Consider the following 22478-nt stretch of genomic DNA (forward strand, 5'->3'; position numbering starts at 1 on the left):
TTTTCGAAATTGTTGCGACTGCAGACGGCAATTCATCCAGCCGCCCTAGGGTCTGCTTGTAATGGCTGCGACTGCCTGAACAATCTACATGAACAACTTAGGAATGGCATTCCAGCCACGGGGACAGCTTGCAGGGCTGCTATCGACCCAGGCTGTGTGAAAACGCCTGCGATTGTCTAACCTTCTGACCGTCGAGATCCTGGCGGGGACGGTCATGAAGCGATTCATCGAAGGTGAGGCTCGGACGCAAGTCACGTTGCTGCCGGAGTGCCTGGACGATTACGTCACCGAAGAAAACCCAGTTCGGGTAGTCGACGTTTTCGTCGATGAACTCGACCTTGGAGCACTCGGGTTCGACGGTGTCGATCCTGCGGCAACGGGTCGCCCGGCGTACCATCCAGCCGTGCTGCTAAAAATCTACATCTATGGCTATCTCAATCGGATTCAGTCCAGCCGCCGGCTTGAGCGTGAGGCAGAGCGTAATGTCGAGTTGATGTGGCTAACGGGCCGATTGGCGCCTGACTTCAAAACGATTGCCGACTTTCGTAGAGACAACGGTAAAGCCATTCGCAGCGTCTGCCGACAGTTCGTAGTGCTTTGCCGCAACCTCAATCTCTTCTCCCAATCGATCATCGCCATCGACGGCAGCAAATTCAAAGCCGTGAATAACCGCGACCGCAATTTCACTCAAGGCAAAGTGAAGGCGCGCATGCAGCAGGTCGAGCAGAGCATCGACCGCTATCTAGCAGCAATGGATTCAGCGGATCGGGCAGCGCCGGAAGTGGCCGAAGCCAAGACTGAGCGGTTGAAAGACAAAGTCGAAAAACTGAAACAGCAGATGCAAAAACTCAAGGACATCGAGGCGCAGCTTCAAGCGAGTTCCGATCAGCAGATCTCACTTACCGATCCAGATGCCCGTTCAATGGCCACAAGCGGCCGAGGCTCCGGCACAGTTGGGTACAACGTACAAACAGCAGTTGACGACAAACACCATCTGATCATTGCCCATGAGGTGACCAACGTTGGTAATGATCGCGGGCAACTGAGCAACATGGCTAACCAGGCACGGGAAGAAATCGGTGCTGAGCCGCTGACGGTGGTTGCTGATCGAGGCTATTACAAAGGCCCGGAAATCCTTGCTTGCGAGCAAGCTGGCATCACCACCTTTGTACCTAAACCCCTGACATCGAGCAGCAAAGCGGAAGGCAGATTCGGCAAGCAGGACTTCATCTACATTGCTGCTTCGGACGAATATCGATGCCCTGCGGGCCAGTTGCTGACGCGCCGGCATTCCTCAGTGGAAGACGGCATGCTACTGCACTGCTACTGGTTTTCAGGATGCCAGAGCTGCTCCATGCAGAAGCAGTGTACGACCGGTAAAGAGCGGCGATTAAAGCGCTGGGAGCATGAAGCCGTAGTCGAAAAGGTGCAGATTCGATTGGAGCATGATCCGGGGAAGATGAAGGTTCGCCGGCAGACGGTGGAGCATCCCTTTGGCACGATCAAATTCTGGATGGGAAGTACGCACTTCCTGACCAAAACCCTGCCGAGGGTAAGCACCGAAATGAGCCTTCACGTGCTCGCCTACAACCTCAAACGAATGATGAGCATCTTCGGTATCGCAGGTTTACTTGAGGCGATCAGGCCTTAAACCCCGCTGTTTGCTGGCCCGCAAACAGCTATATGGGCCGCTGACGCGGCCCATATAGTGCTGCAAACGTCTTTTTCGCTGGGTGAGCTATTCGCACTCTCGCGTGCTGATCCCACAGACAGTCAGCTCGACTATGGGTTTTTGATGTGTTTACTGCGTTTTCACACAGCCTGGACCCAAAGCGGACGGTCTCGGCAGGCTGTTACGGCCAAAAGCGGTCATCAGGGCTGGCTTGAATCGGGGCCGAAGGATTACGCTCTCAGCCCCATAATTGCTGGTCAGACAGTTACCACGATCTTGCCGATCTGCTGATTGGCTTCAAGGAAACGATGGGCATCCTGGATGTCGCTAAGTGTGAATGTCTTTGCGATGATCGGGCGCAACGCACCGGACTTCAACCCTTGCAGAATAAAAGCCTTTGCTCTCTCTAGGGCTTCAGGGTCGGCCACAATCTCTGCGTAGAGATAGCCCTTCAAAGTCAGGCTTTTGCTCAGCACGGTAAACAGTGGGAATGGTGTCGGTTCAGAGCTAAGTGCGCCGTACTCCAGCAAAATTCCGCCCCGCGCCATGCTCTGCGTGAGAGGTTCAAAGGACGGCCCGCCTACAGGATCGAATACAACGCGAGCGCCTTGACCGGCAGTTATCGTCATAACACGCTCGACGATATCCTCTTCATCGCTGACGATGACATGCGCAGCGCCTGCATCAAGTAGGGCTTGCTTCTTCGCGTGAGTTCGAGTGATCGCAATCGATGTGGCGCAGACCATACGAGCCATTTGGAAGGCGGCCAAGCCAACACTGCTTGACGCTGCGGTAACGATGACAAAATCGCCCTGCCGTAGCTTCGCCTGTTCAATCAATGCCCCCCAGGCGGTGACGTACTGCATCCAAGACGCCGCAGCCTCTTCAAAGGACAAGTTCTCAGGGCTCTTTACCACCAGGTGGGCCGGTACATTGGCCAACTCGCCGTAGGTGCCCCAGCGAGTAATATCCAGAGGTGGGATCAGAGCGACCGAGTCACCAATCGTGATCTCGGTTACGTCGCTCCCAACTGCCGTTACGATGCCTGCGGCCTCGTAGCCTAAGCGGCTGGGGAACTCCGCTTCTTGTAGGTATGCGTGATTGCGGAACATCACTTCGGCTCGGTTCAAGCCAATGGCTTTAACACTAATTTGCACCTCGTTTGCTGCTGGTGCCGATACTTCCAGATCTTCCAGCTTCAGAACGCTGGCGTCACCGTATTCATGAATTCTGACAATGCGTGCCATCATAGATATCTCGTTTATCAATGGGCCTCGACGTACATCCGGAAGGTATCCGGGCACTCGAAAGGTGACGAAAATTTAGTCATTGGTTGGCGCTAGATAAAGGCCTACGATGGCGCATTACTAGAAACAGAGTGTTTATAATGGATCGCCTGACCCAGATGGCTACGTTCGTCAAAACAGTTGAGCTGGGTTCATTCAGCGCCGCTGCGGACGACCTGAATCTGTCCCCTCAATTGGTAGGGAAACAGGTGAAAATGCTCGAACAACATCTGGGTGTTTCCCTGCTGCACCGGACTACGCGCAGGCAAAGCCTCACCGACTTCGGCAGGGCGTTCTACCCGCGAGCAAAACTGATCCTTGCAGACATGCAGTCTGCCGAGAGCCTGGCTGCCCTCACTCGGGGCACACCAAGCGGCCGCCTTCGCATCAACGCGCCGGTCACGTTCGGAATTCGCACGCTTTCGCCACGCCTGCTGGAATACATGGTTCGGTATCCTCAGGTGTCTGTTGACCTAACGTTATCGAACGAACTGGTCGATATCGTTGATGATGGTTACGACGTGGTATTTCGCATCGGCGAGCTGGCGAGCAGTGGGTTGAAGGCATTGCCACTGGAGCCCTATCAGATGGTTTTATGCGCTGCGCCGTCCTATCTTGCACGTCGCCCTCCCATCATCAATCCGTGGGATCTACAGCAGCAGGAATGTCTGGGGTTTACCTATTCTGATGGCCGCTCACACTGGAGCTTCGACAGCCCGGGGGGGCGTATAGATGTTCCTATTACAAGCAAATTAACGATCAATCAAGGTGATCCACTGCTGGCAGCGGCTGTAGCTGGTCTAGGCGTGGTTCTACAGCCGATAGAGTTGGTTAGCGATGCACTGCGCGATGGGACACTGGTGCGTCTGTTGCCGCAGTACCCGGTGCCCAATACCGCAATGCACATCCTCTATGCCCCTGACCGAAGAATGACTCCAAAGCTGCGCAGCTTCTTGGAGTTTGCGCGTGAGGCTTTTGGGCAGCAAGGCCCTCTCTAACGCACGAAAATCAATGTCTGCGCTATCCGGTATTCGTAAAGGACGACGATTACCGTGGCTCACCGGATATGACCAAGCCCCCTTGCTGAGGAAGTACCTGCTGGAGCACTTCGCGGCGGAAGTCGAAGAACTGAAAGACGCCATGTTCGTTGGCTTGGGGCCGTAGGTCCAGAGCGTGCTGGACCGCCTGATCCAGGAGCGGGTTCTGAATCCCGACCGGGTGATTGCCGGCATGCTGCACCCCTCCGGAAACTGCACCTACCGGATCAACTACCTCATCGGCGACAGAAGCGCGCTGGTCCCGCACGCCACCAGCCCTGTGCCTTACCACCAGGTCCGGCGAGCATTTCGGGAGCGGTTCGTCACCGCCTGATCGAACGTCGGATGAGTGGATGCTAACGCGGGTTCAATTCCCAAACGGGAATAGAACTGGCGCCCTGCCTGATGCGCTCGGTTGGTGACCCGACCAGGGCAGAACTGGTAGGATTGCGGGCATCAAGGGCCGGATTCCGCACCTTTCCGCAGGAGTTTGCAGCGGTCGCAAGGCGCTGAGTTACATAGGTTTGGCGCAGGGTTCCACCCCACCGAGCCCCTGCAGGAGTTCGAATCGTTACACCCCCCCCCAGAAACCCTCACTAGCCCGCACGGCCCGATGCTAGGTCGTTGATTTTCAACAAATCGCTCGATCGATCCGCGCTTGCGGACTGCGGACTTCCAATGGGCCGGAAATCTGGCTCGCCCAGACGGCTCTCGGTACCGACACGTTGCAAACAGTCGGTACTTCTCGATAACTACCCGACGAATCGGAACATCACAGCCAGCCCTGATGTTGCCCCTGCTTGCTGACGCAGCTTGGAAGTTCTGGCTGCAATATTGCCCCCCGTCGCTGTGGAAGGAGCTCCTTGGGCAAGTGCAATCGAGGGGGGATCGCTGCGTAGAGCTTGTGCCCCCATCCTGCAGCGTGACCTGATTGGGTCAAGGCCGGGTTGTCATGCAGGCAGCTTGGCTGCAAGCAGTTCGACCTTCTCGATATTGGGCGGAGAACTGAGCAAGGTCGCGGCGTTGGCCATCAAGGCCACGGCGATCTGGCCGTTCAGATGTGCTTGGCGACCTGCCTCATCGGCAAAGGCATCGAACACACCGAACGTCGAAGGGCCAAACTTCAATGCGAACCAGGCAGTGGTGCCGGACTCGGCGTTGGCGAGCGGCAGTGCGCTGGCCAGGAAGTCGGCAAGCGCAGCCTCCTGGCCGGGTTTGGCTTCGAGGCGAACAAACAGGGCGAGCTTGGTCATACTGTAATCCTTTGGGTAAATGGGTTAGGTGAATGGATCGACGAGCCTGCAGTCTAAGTCGTCATGACAGCCATCTCTATAGACAATAATGACAACATTGATATCATTGTTGCCATGAAACTCCACATCCTTGTTTGTGACGGCGTGTTTGATCTGGGGCTTGCGGCGCTCACCGACACAGTGGGCTTGGCCAATGCGATGGCGGGCTCGCTGCCACAGGCTCCCGCGCACATAGAGCTCACGCTGGTGGGCGTTCGGCGTCGCATCCGAACTGCGCAAGGCTTGACGGTCCCCGTGGTCCCTGCGCGTGGTGTGCCGGAACCAGACGTCGTGCTCGTGCCCGCGTTTGGTGACAAGATGCCCGACACGCTCTCGGCTCGGCTCACACGCCCCGACGTGCCCGATGCGGTCGCCGTGCTACAGCAGTGGTCCACCGCTGGCGCGCACCTTGGTGCCGCTTGCTCCGGTAGTTTCTTGCTTGCAGAGAGTGGCCTGCTTGATGGGCATCGTGCGACGACGTCATGGTGGCTGGGGCCGATGTTTCGGCAGCGCTATCCGAACGTCACGCTGGACGAGTCACGCATGATCGTGAACTCGACACGCTTCACTACCGCGGGTGCCGCTTTGGCCCACGTCGACCTGGCCTTGCGCATCATCCGGGAGCGCAGTCCGGCGCTGGCGGCACTGGTGGCACGCTATCTGCTGGTCGAGGCACGCAGTTCGCAAGCCGAGTTCGTGATTCCCGACCACCTTGCGCATGCCGACCCGATGGTGGAGCGCTTCGAGTGCTGGGCCAGAAGTCAGCTCGCGAAGGGGTTCTCGCTGGCGGAGGCGGCCAGTGCCGCGGGCACAAGCGAGCGCACCTTGGCGCGGCGGCTGCAAAGCGTTTTGGGCAAGACACCGTTGTCGTATTTCCAGGACCTGCGCGTGGAGCATGCCGTCCATCTCTTGCGCACCGGAAACGCGAGCGTCGACCAAGTCGCCGCACAGGTCGGGTACTCGGATGGGGTGACCCTGCGGGTCCTGTTGCGCCGCAAGCTGGGCCGGGGTGTCAGAGAGTTGCGACGCGGTGGATGACCAGAGGCGTTTGGTGTATACACGGCTGGAGACCGCCGAGAAACTGACGCAGGCCAAACGGCGCATTTGGACCTGACAAAACTACTGCCCGCCACGGCGCGCAAGCTCCAGTTTGACCCCGGACAAAGTTTTGCTGGCAATGTCGTGGTTGAGCAAATCAATACCTTGATTGAGCAACGCTGTGCACTGACGATTCGGCGGCTCACCGACCCCGCCGCCGACAATGACGCAGCCGCCGAGCCCACCGTTTGAACTACCGTGCGGACACGGGTTCGATTCAGGGTTTGGGAATTGAACCTACATCCCATCGCAGACGAGTTTGATGCCCGTTTCCGGCGACCAGCATGGCTGAGAAACCTGCTTGCAGGTCTACAATCGGGCAGGCTTTACGATCGAGTTCGCAATGGTTCGCAGCAGCTCGTTGCACTTCTATTGCGTGGTTCTCCCATTGAGGAAGATTAGAATGTATCTGCCGAGCACGATTCCTAATCAGCAGCATCGAGGGTTCAGCCGAACCTTCACTCCGGGTCATTTGAGCCTGGGATTGTTCTTCCCTTTGGAGGCCTTCGGTGGGGACATTCCGAGCATGCTCAACCAGGTCGCATTGGCCAAACGAGCAGAGGAGCTGGGCTTCTCCGCGCTTTGGTTTCGCGACGTGCCTCTTCGGGACCCTAATTTCGGCGATGTCGGCCAAGTCTTCGATCCCTGGGTTTACCTGGGCTATATGGCGGCTCATACGTCAGAGATAGCGCTTGGCAGCGCATCCATTGCCATCCCTTTACACCATCCTCTGCACACGGCCAAGGCGTCAGCCAGCGTCGATCAGTTGAGCGCAGGTCGCTTGATTCTGGGCGTAGCCTCCGGCGATCGCCCAGTGGAGTTTTCAGCCTTTGACGTCGATCCCGAAAGGCGCGGAGAAGTCTTTCGAGAGCACTACGAGGTGATTCGCCGAGCCTACAGCACCAGCTTCGAACCCATCCGCTGGAGCGGTGGTAAGCTGCGCGGCGCAGACCTCATTCCGAAACCCACAACCCAAGTGATTCCGATGCTCGTGACCGGACATAGCCGCCAGTCACTGGATTGGATCGCGCGCGAAAGCGCCGGATGGGTCAACTATCCACGCGCGCCGAAAATGCAGCGACTGATCGTGGAAGATTGGCGGATGGAGGTCATGAAGCAATGTGGTTCCGTCTATAAGCCCTTCACTCAGTCGCTTTACATCGACCTCAGTGAGAACCCGTCCACGCCGCCCACTCCCATTCATTTGGGGTTCAGGCTCGGACGCGACCACCTCCGGGCTTTGCTGGAGTCGCTTGAGGAAATCGGGGTGGACCACGTTATCCTCAATCTCAAGTACGGAAAGCGCCCTGCGGCGGACGTCATTGAGGAACTGGGCACTCACATCGTTGCGCAATTCGGAGTAAAGGCGCGTCCTGGAGCAAATTGATCCGCCGGCCGCGTCCAAGCCCGGCCGAGGTGGTGCGGCTCAATAGGCTGAATGATCAGGCCGATACCTGTTCAAGGAATATCAGTTGCAACGGCTCTTGCAGCAGATCATCTGCCGTGGCGGCAAAGCGCTGAAAGTAAGGCATCGAAAAATGCGCATCCAGCGCCGCCTGATCCCTGAAAGCCTCGCGCATGTAGAAAGTGCCCTGCTCGTCACGCTGCTCGAACAACACATAATCGAGATTGCCCGGCTCTGCGCGGGTCGGCTCTATCAGCGTCAGCAATTCTTCTTTCAATGCCTGTTCTTTGCCTGCCTTGGCCTTGAGCACGGCAATTGATACCAAGTGTTGTTCGGTGTGGGTTAGGCTGGCGACATAGTCGATCTCCGGCACACCGAGCGCTTGCAACTGTGCGAGCAGTGGCTGGCTGTGATCGATCACGTGATGCGCGCCCAACTGCCGCACCCAATCAGCGGTTTCCTGGCGTGAGGCGGTACCAATGACGGTAAGGCGGGTCAACTTTCGGGCCAGTTGCACCAGCATCGAACCGACGCCGCCAGCCGCTCCAGTGATCAACAGGCACTTGCCCTCCCCCGTACCCTCGACGACACCGAGCCGGTCAAACAACAATTCCCAGGCCGTGATCGAGGTCAATGGCAACGCTGCCGCATCGGCGGCACTCAATGAATGAGGCTTGTGCCCGACGATCCGCTCATCGACCAAATGGAATTCGCTGTAGCTGCCGGTGCGGGCAATCGAGCCGGCATAGAACACTTCATCGCCCGGCTGAAACAGCGTCACTTCAGCGCCGACCTCGCGGACAATGCCTGTGGCGTCCCAGCCGAGGATTTTCGGTTCTTTTGTGAAAGTTCCGGCGCGCACCTTGGTATCCACCGGATTCACTGATACCGCGCGAACTTCGACCAGTAGATCCCGAGGGCCAGGCGTGGGCCGCGGGAGACTGATGTCGATCAATGCTTGTGGATTGTCGATGGGCAAAGCGTGCTGGGTAAAGCTGATGGCTTTCATGGAGACTCGCTGTCGAAGGGTTGATGCATTCACTTGCGGCAATCTTCGACTTCCCATGGACAAAGAAAAACAAGCAGAATGCGCCAACACTTTCACTTCAGGAGTGAAAATGATCCGCATCGATGATCTTGGTTTATTCATCCGCAGCGCCGCGCTGGGCAGTTTCACCGCAGCGGCGCTGGAGGTTGATCTGCTGCCTGGTCAGGTCGCAGCCGCCATCAAACGTCTGGAGCGCGAACTGGACGTGCGCCTATTCGCCCGTACGACGCGCAGCCTGCGATTGACTGCCGAGGGCGAGCAATATCTGCCCACCGCCCACTCAGTGCTAGAGACCCTGCAGCAAGGCAAGGAAAACCTGCGGGGTGAGAACGCCACGCTGCGGGGCGTGCTGCAAGTGACAGCGCCGTCCGATCTGGGGCGCAACATACTGCTGCCGTGGCTGACGCTGTTCCGCCGTCAGCATCCTGAATTGACGTTGCGTTTTTTCCTGTCGGACCAGATGGCCAATCTGTTTCGCGACCCGGTGGACGTGGCGATTCGCTACGGTCCAAATGAAGACGCCAACTACGTGGCACTGCCGCTTGCACCTCGGAACCAGCGGGTGCTGGTTGCCTCGCCGGAGTATGTGCAACGCTGCGGTTCTCCCCAAACACCGGATGACTTGAGCAAGCATGCCTGCCTGCTCTATCTGCAAAATAGCCGAGTCTACGACAAGTGGAACCTGGGCGGTCAAACCGTGCAGGTTTCGGGACCGTTGTTCAGCGATGACGCCGATGTCGTGCGGCGCTGGTCATTGGAGGGTGAAGGTATCGCCTACAAATCCTGGCTGGATGTCAGTGCAGATATCGCCGCAGAGCGTCTGCTTGTGCTGCTGCCGGATTATCCTGGCGAAGCGTCACCGTTGAGTCTGGTGTGCCCGCATCGCAAGCAGATCAGCCCTGCGGTTTCTCAGCTTCACACGTGGCTGAGTAGCCAGTTTTCTGCTCTGAAGCGCAGGTGAACCGATCCTGTGATTGATGCTCACTGAGCATCCCGCGCTTCATGGTTCGGCGGATCAATGCGTTCAATATTCCCCAATACCAGCGCTCGCCCGGCAAACAGGCCGCCTGCTGTTTCCAAGGCAAAACGTTCGGCGTCGCGTTTGCGCACTTCCTCGATCACTGCGTCGGCTTCGTGCTCAGACGCACCCAGAGTCAGCACGGCCTGACCACCGAGCAGCAGGGCGGCCTCAAAGGTATCCCGTACTATGTAGTCGGCATCGTGTTTGACTAATTCCAGCGCATGTTCGCGGTCAAAAGCGCGCACCACCAATTTCACCTGCGGGCAGTAGTGCCGAGTACTTTCGACAATGCGTGTCGCGGCTTTCTTATCATCCACACAAATAATGATGGCGCGGGCGTGATGGGCACCAGCAGCGTGCAATATTTCATGGCGGGCACCATCGCCGTAATAGACCTTGAATCCATAGGGTGTCACGGCGCGGATGACCTCCGGATTTATATCAATGATGGAAATTTTCGCTCCCTGGGCGAGCGGTGCCTGGCAGGCAATCTGCCCCACTCGGCCAAAACCGATGATGAGTACATTGCCTTGCAGGTTGTGTGCGGCTTCCACACCGTCCATGGAAACGGTCTGTACGCGCGCAAAGCGTTTGTACAGCAATACAGTCACCGGCGTAATGGCCATGGAGAGCACCACAATAGCCGTCATATTGGCGCTAACTTCAGGACTGATGACCCTGAATTTGAGCGCTTCGGCAAACAGCACAAAAGCAAATTCGCCCCCCCCTGCGCCATAAGCACGGCGCGATCCAGTGCGTCGCTATGGCTGCTTTTCGCGAGGTCGGCGCGCGACCTCATAAATGCACAGCGCCTTGACCGTCATCAGCGCAAGCACACCAGAGGCGATGAGCATCCAGGCCTTGTCCACCACCTGCAGATCCAACGACATACCGACGCCGAGGAAAAACAGCCCCAGCAGCAGGCCGCAAAATGGCTCTATGTCGGCCTCCAACTGGTGGCGGAAGGTGGATTCCGACAGCAGCACACCAGCAACGAAAGCCCCCATCGCCATTGAAAGGCCGCCGATTTCCATCAGCAGCGCGACACCCAACACAACCAGCAACGCAGCGGCAGTCATGACCTCGCGCGCTTTGGCTCGGGCCAATACCTGAAACAGAGGATTGAGCAGCCACAATCCAATGGCCACCAATGCGCCCAAGGACAATCTGCTGCCCATCGATGCCAGTCCCGAAGACCAGGCGGCGCAGTCCGAAGCCTGGACCGCCGCCGTTGCCTATGCTGCGCTGCTCCACGATATTGGCAAGATCGCCGTCGATCTACACGTCGAACTGGCCGACGGCAGTACTGGCATCCGTGGCATGGCCCGCTGCACCAGGCGTACCGATTTCGCTACCGTGACGACCGCGAATACCGCCTGCACAGCGCCGCAACAGGCTTGCTCTATCGTCAACTGCTCGACCGCCACGTCCTGGACTGGTTCAGCGACTATCCGGCTCTCTGGGCACCGCTGCTCTATGTGCTGGCCGGTCAGTACGAACATGCCGGTGTACTGGGGGAACTCGTCGTGCAAGCAGACCGGGCGTCGGTGGCCCAGGAGCTGGGCGGCGATCCGGCGCGCGCCATGGCCGCGCCCAAGCATGCACTGCAACGCAAGCTGCTGGACGGGTTGCGCTACCTGCTCAAGGAACAGTTGAAGCTGAACCAGCCGGAAGCCTCCGATGGCTGGCTCACCGAGGATAGTTTGTGGCTGGTGAGCAAGACGGTTTCGGACAAACTGCGCGCACACCTCCTGTCTCAGGGGATCGATGGCATTCCTGCGAACAACACCGCCGTGTTCAACGTGCTGCAAGACCACGGCATGCTCCAGCCCACCTCGGACGGCAAAGCGGTCTGGCGCGCGAACATGACCAGCACGACCGGCTGGTCCCATTCGTTCACCCTGTTGCGTCTCGCTCCCGCGCTGATCTGGGAGTCTGGCGAGCGACCAGCACCTTTCGCGTGGCCGGTAGAGATCGACGCGACGCCCGCGGAAAACGACGCCAGCATGTCGGCTCCCGCGCCTTCCGTCTCGGTGAACCCAGCGCAGGGAGGTCAAGAGCCTCCGATTTGGGAGGGCGACAGCACCACCATCGTTTCACCGCCCGCAGCCCAGCCCGTGCCCGACGTCATGGAGGATTTGCTCGCGATGGTAGGCTTGGGTGAGTTGGCCGGCGTTGGCCAGGATGCCGAGGAGTTCCTCCACACCCCCGCGCCAGCAACAGCCGCGACGTCCATTCCATCGCCTGCACCTGCACCCGCGCCTACGCCTGGGCCATCGGCAACGAAGCCATCCGGGGAACAGTTCATGGTTTGGCTGAAGCAGGGAATCGCCTCACGACGGCTCATCATCAATGACGCGAAGGCACTCGTGCATACGGTGAATGACACGGCCTACCTAGTCAGCCCGGGTGTGTTCCAACGCTATGCGCAGGAGCATCCCGAAGTGGCCGCACTCGCCAAGCAGGAGAATCAACAGGATTGGCACTGGGTGCAGAAGCGCTTCGAGAAGCTGCAGCTACATCGAAAGCAGCCCAATGGCCTGAACATTTGGACCTGTGAAGTCACGGGTCCGAGGAAGCCCCGCCGACTGCATGGCTACCTCCTCGAAGATGGGTCCTTGGCACTCGCCGAAATACCGCCCAACACCCCCTATCTTGCTCTGACTCAGGAAGGATGACGCGATTCGGGCATTGATCGCCACCGTCGTGTGGCGACGATCAATGCCCCGCGAAAATTGGCAACATTTGGCGAACTCAGCTACTCGGCCCGCGCCAACTCCTGTGCAAGGAACGGAGCGGTTCTGCTGCCAGACGTTCGGGCCACCTGCTGAGGGGAGCCCGCCACCACGATGCTGCCGCCGGCAGCGCCTGCACCAGGCCCCACGTCGATCACCCAATCAGCCTGGGCCACCGCGCGCATATCGTGTTCGATCATCACTACGGTATTGCCGGCATCGACCAGGCGCTGCAACTGCACCAGCAGCCGGTCGGCGTCCGACGCATGCAGCCCGGTAGTCGGCTCGTCGAGCACGTACAGGCTTCGGCCGCGCTGGCTGCGCTGAAGCTCGGTCGCCAGCTTGATACGCTGCGCCTCGCCACCGGAAAGCTCGGTGGCCGGTTGCCCCAGGCGCAGGTAGCCCAGTCCGATATCGCGCAGCAGTTGCAGTGGCCTTGCCACAGCGTCTTCACCCGCGAAGAATTCGCTGGCTTCGTCCACGGTCATCTGCAGCACCTCGGCGATGTTGCGCCCGTTCCATTGCACCTTCAGCGTGGCCTCGTTGTAGCGTGCGCCATGGCACGTCGGGCACGGCGCGTACACGCTGGGCATGAACAGCAGTTCCACGCTGACGAAGCCCTCGCCTTCGCAGGTCTCGCAGCGCCCCTTGGCGACGTTGAACGAGAAACGGCCGGCGTCATAGCGGCGGCGGCGAGCGTCGGGCGTGGCGGCGAACAGCTTGCGCACGTGGTCGAACAGGCCGGTGTAGGTAGCCAGGTTCGAGCGCGGCGTGCGCCCGATCGGCTTCTGGTCCACCTGCACCAGGCGCTGTATGGCGTCCACATCGCCCGCCAGATGACCGCCAGTCGCTTCGATCACCGCCGGCCCTTCGTTGGTGGCGCTTTCGGCCGCATCGTCTTCCGGCTCGTGGCCCAGGTGCAGCAGCACCAACTCCGGCAGGGCCTGCGCGACGAGGCTGGACTTGCCGGAGCCGGAGATACCGGTGACGGCCGTCAGCACGCCCAGCGGAATGCGTGCATCCACGCCATGCAGGTTGTGGCGGTGGATGCCCTGCAGTTCCAGCCAGCCGGTCGCTTCGCGTGCCCGGCTTCCCGGCGCGGGGATCTCCTCGAACAGATAGCGGGCGGTGCGCGATTCGGCAATCTTGCGCAGGCCATCCGGCTCGCCGCTGTAGAGCACGCGGCCGCCACGCTCTCCGGCATCCGGCCCGACATCCACCAGCCATTGCGCGCGGCGCATCAGGTCCAGGTCGTGCTCCACCACGAATACCGAGTTGCCGGCATCGCGCAGCCGGTCGAGCGCGTCGTATAGGGTCTGGCTGTCGGAGGGGTGCAGGCCCGCCGAGGGCTCGTCGAGCACGTACACGACACCGAACAGCAGGGAACTCAATTGCGTGGCCAGCCGCAGGCGCTGCAACTCGCCGGCCGAAAGCGTCGGCGTGGTCCGGTCCAGCGTCAGGTAGCCCAGGCCCAGCCCACGCAGTTGGCGCAGGCGTGCCATCACGCCACCGGCCAGGCGCTGCGCGGCGAGGCGCTTTTCTTCCGATAGCGCCGAGGTGCGGCGCACGTCGGGCGATACCGCATGGACGGCGCGCCCGGAGGCCGCGCGTTCGGCACGGTCGCGTCGGGTCGCTTCCTTGTCCGTAGCCGCCCCCGCTGCATGGACGCGGAAATCGCCCTGGGCGATGGGTTCGAGCAAGGCCGCCAACTGGTCCAGCGGCATCTGCATGAACGCGCCGATGTCCACGCCGGCGAAGGTGACCGACAGCGCCTCGGACTTGAGCCGCTTGCCGTGGCAGGTGGGGCACGGTTTCCCCTCCATGAACCGGGACACGCGCTTTCTCATCAGCGCGCTCTGGGTATTGGCAAAGGTGTGCAGCACATACCGCCGGGCGCTGGTGAAGGTGCCCATGTAGCTCGGCTCCATCTTGCGCTTGAGCGCGGCGCGGGTTTCGGCCGGCGTGAAGCCCGCGTACACCGGCACCGTCGGTGTTTCCTCGGTGAACAGAATCCAGTCGCGGTCCTTCTTCGGCAGGTCCTTCCACGGTCGGTCAACGTCGTAGCCCATGCTGACCAGGATGTCGCGCAGGTTCTGGCCTTGCCAGGCGGGGGGCCAGGAGGCGATCGCCCGCTCGCGGATGCTCAGGGAGGGATCGGGCACCATGATGGCCTCGGTCACCTCGTACACATGGCCCAGGCCGTGGCAGGTCGGGCACGCTCCCTGCGGCGTGTTGGGCGAAAAATCCTCGGCGTACAGCATCGGCTGGTTGGCCGGATAGGCGCCGGCGCGCGAATACATCATCCGCACCAGGCTGGACAAGGTGGTCACACTGCCCACGGAGGAACGCGCGTTGCTGGAGCCCCGCTGCTGCTGCAGCGCCACCGCCGGCGGCAGGCCGTCGATCGCATCGACGTCCGGCACGCCGGCCTGTTCGATCAGTCGCCGCGCATAGGGGGCCACCGACTCGAAGTAGCGTCGCTGGGCCTCGGCATAGATGGTGCCGAAGGCCAGCGAGGACTTGCCGGAGCCGGAGACACCCGAGAACACCACCAGCGCGTTACGCGGGATGGAGACGTCCACCTCCTTGAGGTTGTTCTCGCGCGCACCGCGCACTTCCACCATGCCGCTGGCCGCAGCAGTACAAGAGGATTCACCGAAAGAATTGTTTGGCAAGTTTTTATCCTTTAGTTCGTCCTGCTCAGGACGGGACTTCCTGAGTTCGGGTGCCGCGGCGGCTGGCTTCGAGCGCTGCGGTGACAGTGCGGGCGTCGTAGCTGCCGCGCAGACGACGACCCTCGACGAAGAACGTCGGCGTGGCGTGCGCACCGCTGGCGACCGCACTGGCGAGGTCGCGCTCGACACGCTCGATCACCGCGGTGCTGTCGAGATCCGCGATGAACCGTTCGACGTCGAGCCCAAGCTCGACGGCGTAGCCGATCAGATGCTCGCGCTCCAGCGCATGCTGACGGGTGAACACGAAGTCCAGCCACGGCCAGAACATCCCCTGGTTCGCCGCTGCCTCGGACGCCCTCGCGGCAATCGGCCCGTGCGGGTGGTGCGGCAGATGGCGCACCACATACCGCAGGTCGTCACCGAAGTGGGCGCGAAGATCGTCCCACGAACCGGTGGCGTGCGCACAGTACGCGCACTCGAAGTCCACGTACTCGACGAGTGTGAGCTGGGCGTCCTCCGGCCCGCGGATGTGATCGATCTCCGGATCGACCGGCGGCTCAAGCACCATCGGCAGGTCAGCGGTCTTCTCACCCCACCGCTGGGCGGCGACCTTGAAGATCAGCCACCCGAGCAACGTGGCGAACACCATCGACACGAGCACGCCGACCGTCGCCTGGCGGCCCAGATCGGAGGTCGTGCCGAACGCGAGCCCGATGATCAGCAGCGACACGGTGAAGCCGATCCCGGACAGCGCCGCCCCACCGAACACGCTCCCCACCCCGACGCCCTCGGGCAGCCGGCCCAGGCCGAGACGGACGGCGACGAGCGTGGTGAGCCCGATGCCCAAGAGCTTACCGAGCACGAGCCCTGCGATGACGCCCCACGTGACTGGCGAGCCAAAGGCCTCGGCGAGCAGCCCGCCACGCACGTCCACCCCGGCGTTCGCCAAGGCGAAGATCGGCACGATCAGCAGCGCCGTCGGCAGCCGCAGGAACTCGTGCAATCGCTCGTTCACCGAGATACCTCGGGACAGCCCGCAGTCCACCGCGCGGGCCGATGCGGCACTCGGCGACTGCCAGAAGTCGCGGAACAGTTGTCTTGCCGCAACGACCCCGTGACGTTGCGTCGCATAGGCGGGGATCAGCAGCCCCGCGGCCATCCCGGCGAGAGAGGCATGGATGCCGGAATACAGGGTTGCGAGCCACAGCACGATCACGATCAGCACATACGGCATTGCCCGCCACTGGCGGGTGCGCCCTAGCCACCACAGCGCAACGAGACTGGCGAGGGCGATCAACAACGGGACGACCCGGATCTCCTCGCTATAGACGATGCCGATGATGGACACGGCGAGGAAGTCATCGACCACGGTCAGGGTGAGCAGGAACACGCGCAACTGACCCGATAGCCGCGGACCGACGATCGCCAGGGTGCCCAGCATGAACGCCGTATCGGTGCCGACCACCGCACCCCACCCGTGCAGGCCCTCACTTCCGGCCAGCCCCACGATCAGGACATACACCAGCGCGGGAAGCACAACACCCGCGACCCCCGCGATCAGGGCGAGACCGGCACGGCTGCGATCCCGGAGCGATCCGTGGGCGAACTCCTGACGCACCTCCAGGCCGATCAGGAAGAAGAAGACGACCATCAGGCCGTCGTTGACCCAGTGATGCAGGTCCATGTGCAGGCCCAGCGGCCCGAAGTCAAACCCGACGTCCAGATGCCACAACTCGAAATAGGCATCGGATAGCGGCGAGTTCGCCCACGCCAGCGCCACGACCGTTACGATCACCAGCAGCACCGCAGCACCAGACTCCGTGCGCAGATAGCGGGCAACGCGTCCCAGGCTGACATTCGCCGAGGATGCACCGAAAGAAGTGGCTGACATGTTCTTATCCTGTTCCTGAAGTTCGTGAAGTCGCGATGAGCCGGTTTCGAAGGCGACCGGTCAGGCGTCCGCCTCTGGCAGCGCCCCATCATCCAGCGAGCGCAGCCAAGTAAGCCTTTCTCCCAGCCTGCGCTCAACACCTCTGTCCGTTGGCTGATACCAGCCCGGCCGCGCCACGCCCTCGGGAAAGTAGCTTTGCCCAGCGGCATAGCCGTTGGGCTCGTCATGGGCGTAGCGGTAGCCTTCGTGATACCCCATCTGCTGCATCAGCTTCGTCGGCGCATTGCGAAGATGGAGAGGCACAGGCAGGGAGCCGCTGTTCTTGACGAAGGCCTTCGCCTTGTTCCAGGCGGCATAGGCAGCGTTCGACTTGGGGGCGGCAGCAAGGTAGGTCGCCGCGTGGGCAATCGGTATTTCGCCTTCGGGGGAACCCAGCCTCTCATAAGCCAGCGCGGCATTGAGCGCCAGTTGCAGCGCCTGCGGGTCGGCATTGCCGATGTCTTCGCTGGCCACTATCACCATGCGGCGGGTCACCTGGCTGACGTCGCCGCTACCGTCAAGGATGCGGGCCAGCCAATACAGGGCCGCATCAGGGTCGGAGCCCCGTAGCGACTTGTGGAAGGCTGAGAGCTGCCAGTAGAACTCGTCACCGCCCTTGTCGAACCTGCGCAGCGATGGACTGGTGGACAGCCTGGCGAACTCGCCATCGACCACGGTCTTGCCAGCGCCCGACGCCGCATTCGTCACCTGCTCAAGCAGATTGAGGAAGCGCCTGCCATCGCCATCGGCAAAGCCCTTGAGCAGATCCAGCGCGTCCGCGTCCAACGTGACGCCCTGGAGATGCGGCAGTGCGCGTTCGTAGGGTTGGTTCAGTTCGTCGCCGGATAGCGGTTCGAGGGTATAGACCTGCGCGCGCGAGAGCAGTGCGGAATTGACCGCCAGCCCCGGATGCTCGGTCGTCCCCCCCACCAGGGTCAGGAGCCCCGACTCGACATGGGGCAGTAGGGCATCCTGCTGCGCCTTGTTGAAGCGATGGATCTCATCGACGAAAAGCACCGTCGATCGACCATGGTTGTCCAGTTCTGCCTGGGCCTCGTCGATGGCTTGCCGGATGTCCTTCACCCCGGCCAGCACGGCCGAGATGGCGATGAATCGGCTGTCGGTCGCACTGGCGGCCAGGCGCCCCAGGGTGGTCTTGCCCACGCCTGGCGGCCCCCAGAGGATGAACGAGTGCAAATTGTCCGCCTCGAACGCGAGACGCAGCGGCTTGCCGGGGCCGAGCAAGTGCCGTTGCCCGACGAATTCGTCCAGCGCCTTGGGCCGCAGGAGTTCGGCCAAGGGGGGCTTGGGCTTTGTCGTGAATAGATCGGTCAAGTTCCTCTCCCTGGCATTTCTGATAGTTGACGTTCCGATAAGGTGGGCACCTCAATCCAGAGAGCCGGATTTATCCAACGCTGTGGGCTCTTTGTCGGCAATCGCATGCATGATGATGCGAGAGCCGCGGTAGCCGATGCTGTGGTTCCATACCCAGCTCAACGCGACGCTGAGCCGTTCTCCACCAGCGAGTAGCACAGGCTGGCAGGATCGAAGCGATCGACCTCCTTCTCCGTTTCCGGCGTCCACGGAAGAAGTCTCAAACGGATGCCGGATACGACCGGGCCGGGAGGAACAAATCCATGCTTGAACGGATTTTCGCCGCACGGCTCTCCCGTCTCGGAATCCAGCGAAGCGCACCAGAGATACGTTGAGAACTCGGTGTGCTTTTCACAGTGCAGGTCTCCCTCATCCCATGTCACGCCGTGAAGCGGCGTAGCGTGGTCGGGCTCGGCAACGCCGAAGCGATGAGACAACTCACTCATCGCCATCTGATCCCTGGCCTGATCGCCTTCGGTCATGAAAGCGAGCTGCAATATGCCGCGGGGGGCCTGAATCAAGAGATACGGGCGCGCATGCACTTCACCCACGGCCGCAGCACGATCGGCATAGGCCGGCATGCCGTACACGGTGGCGGTCAGGGCGGGTTGTACGGTCGTCGTATTGATGTTGGCCGGCTCTTGCATAACGACCTCATTTCTCATTGGTTGAAAAACACACTTCAAAGCAAATGCCCGCAGCCATGCGTTTCGCACATGGCTGCGGGCCGATCTTCATGAGCAGGCACCGCTCTACACGGTCCGTCTAATAGGCTCGCCGTATAGAGGCTTGTGCTGGCCCTTTCAGAACGCCCTCAGCTTCCTTGCTTTCAAACGAAGGTGTACGAGCAGACCTTGTTGCCCGCCGGATCACGCAGGTAGGCCGCATAGGCACCCGGCAGGTGGCCACGCGGGCCAGGCTGGCCCTCGTCGGTGCCGCCTGCGGCAAGGCCGGCGGCGTGGAAGGCATCCACTTCGGCGGGAGTGGCGGCCGCAAAGCCGACCGTCACACCGTTGCTGGAAGGCGCTTCACCATTGCCAGGACGGGCGATGATGAAAGCCGGCTTTTCGCGACCGAAAAGCACCCATCCGTTGCCGAAAGGACCGAGGTTCTTGATGCCGAGAGCACCCAGAGCGGCGTCATAGAACGCGGTCGACTTCTGGACGTCGGCGGCGCCGACGAAGACGTGCGAGAAGATGCCGTCGCCGGAAATGACAGGATTGGACATGGTTAATTTCCTTGGTGGCTGGTGTTGAATGGATAGTGAGTGATCAGTAGTGGATCACCGTGCGAATCGACTTGCCTTCATGCATCAGGTCGAAGGCCTTGTTGATGTCGTCGAGGCCCATGGTGTGGGTGACGAACGGGGCGAGATCGATCTCGCCTTTCATTGCGTCTTCCACCATGCCGGGAAGCTGAGTGCGGCCCTTGACCCCACCGAAAGCCGAACCCTTCCAGGTGCGACCGGTGACCAACTGGAACGGGCGGGTCGAAATTTCCTTGCCAGCACCAGCCACGCCGATGACGATCGACTGGCCCCAGCCGCGGTGGGCAGCTTCCAGAGCCGAACGCATCACGTCGACGTTGCCGATGCACTCGAAGGTGTGATCGACACCCCAGCCGGTCATCTCGATCAGAACCTCGTGAATCGGCTTGTCGAAGTCCTTCGGGTTGAGACATTCGGTCGCGCCGAAGGTACGAGCCAGTTCGAACTTCGCCGGATTGGTATCGATGGCGATGATGCGGCCCGCTTTGGCCTGGCGTGCACCTTGAATCGCAGCGAGACCGATGCCGCCGAGGCCGAAGATGGCCACCGAGTCGCCGGGCTGTACCTTGGCCGTGTTGTGCACGGCACCGATGCCGGTGGTCACGCCGCAGCCCAGCAGGCAGACGTGCTCGGGGTTGGCGTCCGGGTTGATCTTGGCCAGCGAGACTTCGGCGACGACCGTGTATTCGCTGAAGGTCGAGCAGCCCATGTAGTGGTAAAGCGGCTGACCGTTGTACGAGAAGCGAGTCGTACCATCGGGCATCAGCCCCTTGCCCTGGGTTGCACGAACCGCGACACACAGGTTGGTCTTGCCGGACTTGCAGAACAGGCACTCGCCGCATTCGGCGGTGTAAAGAGGAATGACGTGATCGCCAGGCTTCACGCTGGTCACACCTTCACCCACCTCCACGACGATACCCGCCCCCTCGTGACCCAGCACGACCGGGAATAGACCTTCGGGGTCATCGCCCGACAGGGTGAAGGCGTCGGTATGGCAAACGCCAGTATTTGTGATCCTTACGAGCACTTCGCCTTTGCGAGGCGGCTCAACGTCGATCTCGACGATTTCCAGCGGCTTTCCTGGCCCGAAGGCAACTGCTGCACGTGATTTCATGATGTCGCTTCCTTTACTAGCTAACTAAATTTGCCCTCACCGAGGACACCCTGGTGCCTCTACCGCAGATAGGAGCGGACGATAGAGATGGTCTCGTCAATGGACTTGTTCTGCGAATCGCTCCTGATTTCGCTACTGGGAAACTCTTCCCGCAGATAGCTCTCCAGAACCGTTGCCATCAATCCGTTGACTGCGCCACGAACGGCCGCAAGCTGCTGAAGAATTGCAGGACATTCCGCACCTGCATCAAGCGCTTGCTCAAGAGTCGCTACCTGACCTTTGATGCGCCTGATGCGCGTCAGTGCTTGCTTCTTTTCTTCCGGACTGTGTGGCATCGAACACCTCTCTACTTGGGTACACCGCCGCATTATACAATACTCCCCCATAGTATATGCGACCGAAAATCGACACAAGATCTGTGACGCTTCAAAATCGTAGACGTCAGCGGTCTTTACGGTGCCACTATGCCCCTCCCCGTCATGAACGGCACCAGAGGGTTTCATTCAAATGGTCACAAAATTTACGGCAGGCGATCACGTAAGCTGGAATTCGGAAGCGGGCCGCGTGAGTGGTACGATCATCAAGGTGCATACGAAGGACACCGATTACAAGGGCTACACGCGCCACGCAAGCGCCGACGAACCGCAGTACGAAATCAAGAGCGATAAGACAGAACATATTGCGATGCATAGGGGGTCGGCACTGCACAAGATCAGCTGACGACCCACGTCGCGTTCCGCGGATAGAAGAACGGTATCAGCGAGGTAGCTGTCGCCGGAAAACGAAAGCTTTTAAGAAAGAGAAAGGTTACCGAGAAAATGGCTGTCCCAAAAAACGCGGCCGCGGTCACGAAAGTTGTCAGCAAAACTGCTGTCACGAAGCACGATAGCGGTGTGACGATCTGGACGATCGGACATTCAACTCGGCCAATCGATGAATTTCTCGGTTTGCTGAACGAATACCAAATCGAGACAGTCGTCGACGTGCGTCGCTTTCCTGGGTCGAGGAAATATCCGCAATACGGCAAGGAGCAACTCGAAATAACGCTCGCGGAAAACTCTATAAATTATAAGTGGATAGAGGCGCTTGGCGGCCGACGACGTGCTTCACCAAATTCGGTCAATACAGCCTGGCGCAACACGTCCTTTCGTGGCTATGCCGACTACATGGACAGCCCCGAATTCGCACAAGGACTAACTCAGTTGCTGCAGCTCGCTACTAACGCGCGCACTGTCATCATGTGTGCTGAGGCGGTTTGGTGGCGCTGTCATCGTTCGATGATCGCGGACGAGCTATGCGTGCGTGACATTAAGATCATACATATCCTTGACGCCAAACACGAAGTCTTGCACCCAATGACGTCACCCGCACGCATCGTGCGCGGACGATTAACTTACACGCTGCCTTGAGCAGCAGATCGGCAGTACTAGTCTTTCAATACAAAACGCCCGATGCGGTGCATCAGACGTTAGGTTGAAAAAGTTGTAACCCTATTTGAGGACCAGACAGCAAACAAATCGGTCC

General features: G+C 60.3%; 20 protein-coding genes and 2 pseudogenes. 11 read left to right on the forward strand and 11 right to left on the reverse strand.

From position 1 onward, the window contains the following. The first annotated feature begins 214 nt into the window (after window positions 1-214). Complete coding sequence (locus L6D80_RS29090; RefSeq protein WP_009681980.1) at window positions 215-1651, forward strand: IS1182 family transposase; 1437 nt, start codon at window positions 215-217, stop codon at window positions 1649-1651. Between the two features lie 278 nt (window positions 1652-1929). On the opposite strand, the gene L6D80_RS29095 is transcribed toward L6D80_RS29090, so the two are convergent. Then, a complete protein-coding gene (locus tag L6D80_RS29095) occupies window positions 1930-2919 on the reverse strand; it encodes a zinc-dependent alcohol dehydrogenase family protein (RefSeq protein WP_009681981.1) in 990 nt (329 codons plus the stop codon). A gap of 140 nt (window positions 2920-3059) precedes the next feature. On the opposite strand from L6D80_RS29095, the gene L6D80_RS29100 reads away from it, so the two are divergent. From L6D80_RS29100 to L6D80_RS29110, 3 genes are read left to right on the forward strand one after another with little or no spacing between them, the layout of a single operon-like run. After that, on the forward strand, window positions 3060-3956 hold the full coding sequence (locus tag L6D80_RS29100) for a LysR family transcriptional regulator (RefSeq protein ID WP_016486908.1): 897 nt from the start codon (window positions 3060-3062) through the stop codon (window positions 3954-3956). 13 nt (window positions 3957-3969) lie between these two features. Beyond that, window positions 3970-4122: a hypothetical protein gene (locus L6D80_RS29105; RefSeq protein ID WP_201766675.1), complete on the forward strand. Its 153-nt coding sequence runs from the start codon at window positions 3970-3972 to the stop codon at window positions 4120-4122. 9 nt (window positions 4123-4131) lie between these two features. Then, entirely contained in the window at window positions 4132-4329 is a 198-nt protein-coding gene (locus tag L6D80_RS29110; protein ID WP_009681688.1) for a hypothetical protein, read from the forward strand. A 616-nt stretch (window positions 4330-4945) separates the two neighbouring features. Here L6D80_RS29110 and L6D80_RS29115 read toward each other — a convergent pair. Further along, the gene (locus tag L6D80_RS29115; protein WP_009681687.1) at window positions 4946-5248 is read right to left on the reverse strand and encodes a putative quinol monooxygenase; all 303 of its coding nucleotides are present in this window, start codon (window positions 5246-5248) and stop codon (window positions 4946-4948) included. A gap of 768 nt (window positions 5249-6016) precedes the next feature. On the opposite strand from L6D80_RS29115, the gene L6D80_RS30455 reads away from it, so the two are divergent. The 3 genes from L6D80_RS30455 to L6D80_RS29130 all read left to right on the forward strand — a co-directional run bounded on the left by L6D80_RS30455 (window position 6017) and on the right by L6D80_RS29130 (window position 7772). Continuing rightward, window positions 6017-6325 carry a helix-turn-helix domain-containing protein gene (locus tag L6D80_RS30455; protein ID WP_371263330.1) on the forward strand — a complete coding sequence of 103 codons (309 nt, stop codon included), beginning with the start codon at window positions 6017-6019 and terminating at the stop codon, window positions 6323-6325. 66 nt (window positions 6326-6391) lie between these two features. Then, complete coding sequence (locus L6D80_RS29125; protein WP_037031229.1) at window positions 6392-6577, forward strand: hypothetical protein; 186 nt, start codon at window positions 6392-6394, stop codon at window positions 6575-6577. 211 nt (window positions 6578-6788) lie between these two features. Continuing rightward, entirely contained in the window at window positions 6789-7772 is a 984-nt protein-coding gene (locus tag L6D80_RS29130; protein WP_009681685.1) for an LLM class oxidoreductase, read from the forward strand. 55 nt (window positions 7773-7827) lie between these two features. On the opposite strand, the gene L6D80_RS29135 is transcribed toward L6D80_RS29130, so the two are convergent. Beyond that, window positions 7828-8799: a zinc-binding alcohol dehydrogenase family protein gene (locus L6D80_RS29135; protein WP_009681684.1), complete on the reverse strand. Its 972-nt coding sequence runs from the start codon at window positions 8797-8799 to the stop codon at window positions 7828-7830. Window positions 8800-8908: 109 nt separating this feature from the next. Between L6D80_RS29135 and L6D80_RS29140 the strand changes: the two genes are divergently transcribed. Beyond that, window positions 8909-9799 (forward strand): LysR family transcriptional regulator, encoded by an 891-nt coding sequence (locus L6D80_RS29140; protein WP_009681683.1) that lies wholly within the window; start codon window positions 8909-8911, stop codon window positions 9797-9799. A gap of 20 nt (window positions 9800-9819) precedes the next feature. On the opposite strand, the pseudogene L6D80_RS29145 reads toward L6D80_RS29140, so the two are convergent. After that, window positions 9820-11025 (reverse strand): annotated as a pseudogene (locus L6D80_RS29145) (cation:proton antiporter domain-containing protein); the annotation flags it as partial. A 1-nt stretch (window position 11026) separates the two neighbouring features. Between L6D80_RS29145 and mobH the strand changes: the two are divergent. After that, window positions 11027-12537, forward strand: a pseudogene (gene mobH / locus L6D80_RS29150) (MobH family relaxase); the annotation flags it as partial. Between the two features lie 80 nt (window positions 12538-12617). On the opposite strand, the gene L6D80_RS29155 reads toward mobH, so the two are convergent. The 7 genes from L6D80_RS29155 to frmR form a co-directional block, all read right to left on the reverse strand. Continuing rightward, the gene (locus L6D80_RS29155) at window positions 12618-15269 is read right to left on the reverse strand and encodes an excinuclease ABC subunit UvrA (RefSeq protein WP_016486904.1); all 2652 of its coding nucleotides are present in this window, start codon (window positions 15267-15269) and stop codon (window positions 12618-12620) included. A 25-nt stretch (window positions 15270-15294) separates the two neighbouring features. Beyond that, window positions 15295-17160 (reverse strand): Na+/H+ antiporter NhaA, encoded by a 1866-nt coding sequence (gene nhaA, locus L6D80_RS29160; RefSeq protein ID WP_016486903.1) that lies wholly within the window; start codon window positions 17158-17160, stop codon window positions 15295-15297. Between the two features lie 60 nt (window positions 17161-17220). After that, window positions 17221-18534 carry a replication-associated recombination protein A gene (locus L6D80_RS29165; protein WP_016486902.1) on the reverse strand — a complete coding sequence of 438 codons (1314 nt, stop codon included), beginning with the start codon at window positions 18532-18534 and terminating at the stop codon, window positions 17221-17223. Between the two features lie 158 nt (window positions 18535-18692). Continuing rightward, window positions 18693-19220, reverse strand: coding sequence for a DUF3422 family protein (locus L6D80_RS29170; RefSeq protein WP_009681674.1), 528 nt, complete (start codon window positions 19218-19220; stop codon window positions 18693-18695). Window positions 19221-19402: 182 nt separating this feature from the next. After that, window positions 19403-19801, reverse strand: a complete 399-nt coding sequence (locus tag L6D80_RS29175; protein WP_009681673.1) for a VOC family protein — start codon at window positions 19799-19801, stop codon at window positions 19403-19405. A gap of 43 nt (window positions 19802-19844) precedes the next feature. Continuing rightward, entirely contained in the window at window positions 19845-20954 is a 1110-nt protein-coding gene (locus L6D80_RS29180) for an S-(hydroxymethyl)glutathione dehydrogenase/class III alcohol dehydrogenase (protein WP_009681672.1), read from the reverse strand. Between the two features lie 59 nt (window positions 20955-21013). After that, window positions 21014-21289: a formaldehyde-responsive transcriptional repressor FrmR gene (gene frmR / locus L6D80_RS29185; protein ID WP_007182548.1), complete on the reverse strand. Its 276-nt coding sequence runs from the start codon at window positions 21287-21289 to the stop codon at window positions 21014-21016. A 172-nt stretch (window positions 21290-21461) separates the two neighbouring features. Here frmR and L6D80_RS29190 point away from each other — a divergent pair, with 172 nt between their 5' ends. Next, the gene (locus L6D80_RS29190; RefSeq protein WP_009681671.1) at window positions 21462-21674 is read left to right on the forward strand and encodes a hypervirulence associated TUDOR domain-containing protein; all 213 of its coding nucleotides are present in this window, start codon (window positions 21462-21464) and stop codon (window positions 21672-21674) included. A gap of 98 nt (window positions 21675-21772) precedes the next feature. Beyond that, a complete protein-coding gene (locus L6D80_RS29195; protein WP_009681670.1) occupies window positions 21773-22363 on the forward strand; it encodes a DUF488 domain-containing protein in 591 nt (196 codons plus the stop codon). Window positions 22364-22478: the final 115 nt, after the last annotated feature.

This window comes from Pseudomonas ceruminis (genome assembly GCF_021602025.1).
Classification (GTDB): Bacteria; Pseudomonadota; Gammaproteobacteria; order Pseudomonadales; family Pseudomonadaceae; genus Aquipseudomonas; species Aquipseudomonas ceruminis.

Excerpts from the sequence above, each read along its gene's own strand:
- L6D80_RS29190 (WP_009681671.1), top strand. The coding sequence starts at position 21,462 with ATGGTCACAAAATTTACGGCAGGCGATCACGTAAGCTGGAATTCGGAA.
- L6D80_RS29090 (WP_009681980.1), top strand. The coding sequence starts at position 215 with ATGAAGCGATTCATCGAAGGTGAGGCTCGGACGCAAGTCACGTTGCTG.
- L6D80_RS29100 (WP_016486908.1), top strand. The coding sequence starts at position 3,060 with ATGGATCGCCTGACCCAGATGGCTACGTTCGTCAAAACAGTTGAGCTG.
- L6D80_RS30455 (WP_371263330.1), top strand. The coding sequence starts at position 6,017 with ATGGTGGAGCGCTTCGAGTGCTGGGCCAGAAGTCAGCTCGCGAAGGGG.
- L6D80_RS29130 (WP_009681685.1), top strand. The coding sequence starts at position 6,789 with ATGTATCTGCCGAGCACGATTCCTAATCAGCAGCATCGAGGGTTCAGC.
- L6D80_RS29175 (WP_009681673.1), bottom strand. The coding sequence starts at position 19,801 with ATGTCCAATCCTGTCATTTCCGGCGACGGCATCTTCTCGCACGTCTTC.
- L6D80_RS29170 (WP_009681674.1), bottom strand. The coding sequence starts at position 19,220 with ATGCAAGAGCCGGCCAACATCAATACGACGACCGTACAACCCGCCCTG.
- nhaA (WP_016486903.1), bottom strand. The coding sequence starts at position 17,160 with ATGTCAGCCACTTCTTTCGGTGCATCCTCGGCGAATGTCAGCCTGGGA.
- L6D80_RS29140 (WP_009681683.1), top strand. The coding sequence starts at position 8,909 with ATGATCCGCATCGATGATCTTGGTTTATTCATCCGCAGCGCCGCGCTG.
- L6D80_RS29180 (WP_009681672.1), bottom strand. The coding sequence starts at position 20,954 with ATGAAATCACGTGCAGCAGTTGCCTTCGGGCCAGGAAAGCCGCTGGAA.
- L6D80_RS29105 (WP_201766675.1), top strand. The coding sequence starts at position 3,970 with ATGTCTGCGCTATCCGGTATTCGTAAAGGACGACGATTACCGTGGCTC.
- frmR (WP_007182548.1), bottom strand. The coding sequence starts at position 21,289 with ATGCCACACAGTCCGGAAGAAAAGAAGCAAGCACTGACGCGCATCAGG.
- L6D80_RS29115 (WP_009681687.1), bottom strand. The coding sequence starts at position 5,248 with ATGACCAAGCTCGCCCTGTTTGTTCGCCTCGAAGCCAAACCCGGCCAG.
- L6D80_RS29135 (WP_009681684.1), bottom strand. The coding sequence starts at position 8,799 with ATGAAAGCCATCAGCTTTACCCAGCACGCTTTGCCCATCGACAATCCA.
- L6D80_RS29095 (WP_009681981.1), bottom strand. The coding sequence starts at position 2,919 with ATGGCACGCATTGTCAGAATTCATGAATACGGTGACGCCAGCGTTCTG.
- L6D80_RS29195 (WP_009681670.1), top strand. The coding sequence starts at position 21,773 with ATGGCTGTCCCAAAAAACGCGGCCGCGGTCACGAAAGTTGTCAGCAAA.